1 rRNA gene is annotated in these 2,260 nt (G+C 51.4%); it reads right to left on the minus strand.

Annotated elements, in window-relative coordinates:
• A 23S ribosomal RNA gene (locus BUA70_RS12820) occupies nucleotides 1-2,260 on the minus strand; the annotation flags it as partial.

The raw sequence follows: 2,260 nt of genomic DNA on the forward strand, positions 1-2,260 counted from the left end.
GTATCAGTCAACTGAACATGTTACCATGCTTACATCTCTGACCTATCAACCTTGTGTTCTTCAAGGGATCTTACTAGCTTACGCTATGGGAAATCTAATCTTGAGGTGAGCTTCACGCTTAGATGCTTTCAGCGTTTATCTCTTCCCGACATAGCTACCCAGCTGTGCTCCTGGCGGAACAACTGGTACACCAGAGGTCAGTCCATCCCGGTCCTCTCGTACTAAGGACAGCTCCTCTCAAATTTCCTACGCCCGCGACGGATAGGGACCGAACTGTCTCACGACGTTCTGAACCCAGCTCGCGTGCCGCTTTAATGGGCGAACAGCCCAACCCTTGGGACCTACTTCAGCCCCAGGATGCGACGAGCCGACATCGAGGTGCCAAACCTCCCCGTCGATGTGGACTCTTGGGGGAGATCAGCCTGTTATCCCCGAGGTAGCTTTTATCCGTTGAGCGATGGCCCTCCCACGAGGTACCACCGGATCACTAAGCCCGACTTTCGTCCCTGCTCCACTTGTGGGTGTCGCAGTCAGGCTCCCTTCTGCCTTTGCACTCTTCGAACGATTTCCGACCGTTCTGAGGGAACCTTTGGGCGCCTCCGTTACTTTTTAGGAGGCGACCGCCCCAGTCAAACTGCCCACCTAACAATGTCCTGTCACCAGTTTCATGGCATCCAGTTAGAACCTCAGTACTGTCAGGGTGGTATCCCAAGGATGACTCCATCAAGGCTGACGCCCTGACTTCCTAGTCTCCCACCTATCCTGTACAGACAATACCGAAATTCAATGCTAAGCTACAGTAAAGCTCTACGGGGTCTTTCCGTCCAATCGCGGGTAACGAGCATCTTCACTCGTACTACAACTTCGCCGGATTCACAGTTGAGACAGTGCCCAAGTCATTACGCCATTCGTGCGGGTCAGAACTTACCTGACAAGGAATTTCGCTACCTTAGGACCGTTATAGTTACGGCCGCCGTTTACTGGGGCTTAAGTTCATACCTTCGCTTGCGCTAAGTATTCCCCTTAACCTTCCAGCACCGGGCAGGCGTCAGCCCCTATACATCAGCTTTCGCTTTAGCAGAGACCTGTGTTTTTGCTAAACAGTTGCTTGGGCCTATTCTCTGCGGCCTACTTGCGTAGGCACCCCTTCTCCCTAAGTTACGGGGTCAATTTGCCGAGTTCCTTAACTGTGATTCTTCCGCCGGCCTTAGGATTCTCTCCTCACCTACCTGTGTCGGTTTGCGGTACGGGCACTACCTCTCTCCCTAGACGCTTTTCTTGGCAGCGTGGAATCAGATACTTCGGAACCGTAGTTCCTTCCCCATCACACCTCAGAATTGTTCAGCCGGATTTGCCTTGCTGAACTCCCTAAGTGCTTAGACTAGCATCCAATAGCTAGCACATCCTATCCTCCTGCGTTACGCCTTCGGTTTTAACGATTAATAGTGGTATCGGAATATCAACCGATTGTCCATCACCTACGCCTTTCGGCCTCGGCTTAGGTCCCGACTAACCCTCAGCGGACGAGCCTTCCTGAGGAAACCTTAGGTTTTCGGCCTGTGAGATTCTCACTCACATCTCGCTACTAATGCCAACATTCTCACTCGTAATCAGTCCACCGCTCCTTCCGGTACGACTTCAGCCCGATTACGACGCTCCTCTACCGCTTAAGTTTAACTTAAGCCCGTAGCTTCGGTGGTAAGTTTGAGCCCCGAACATTTTCGGCGCAGGATCTCTCGACTAGTGAGCTATTACGCACTCTTTAAATGAGTGGCTGCTTCTAAGCCAACATCCTAGTTGTCTTAGAAATCCCACATCCTTTTCCACTTAACTTACACTTTGGGACCTTAGCTGACGATCTGGGCTGTTTCCCTTTTGACCACGGATCTTATCATTCGCAGTCTGACTGCCGGACTTAATAGTATATGGCATTCGGAGTTTGATAAGGTTCGGTAAGCGCTATGCCCCCTAGCCCATTCAGTGCTCTACCTCCATTACTCATATCCGACGCTAGCCCTAAAGCTATTTCGAGGAGAACCAGCTATCTCCGAGTTCGATTGGAATTTCTCCGCTATCCACAGCTCATCCCATGGTTTTTCAACACCAACGTGGTTCGGTCCTCCACGAGATTTTACTCTCGCTTCAACCTGGCCATGGATAGGTCACCCGGTTTCGGGTCTACAGCATGCAACTAGTCGCCCTATTCAGACTCGGTTTCCCTTCGGCTCCGTACCTTAAGTACTTAACCTCGCTACATACC

It is taken from the genome of Clostridium fallax (assembly GCF_900129365.1).
In the GTDB taxonomy this organism is placed as follows: Bacteria; Bacillota; Clostridia; order Clostridiales; family Clostridiaceae; genus Clostridium_AH; species Clostridium_AH fallax.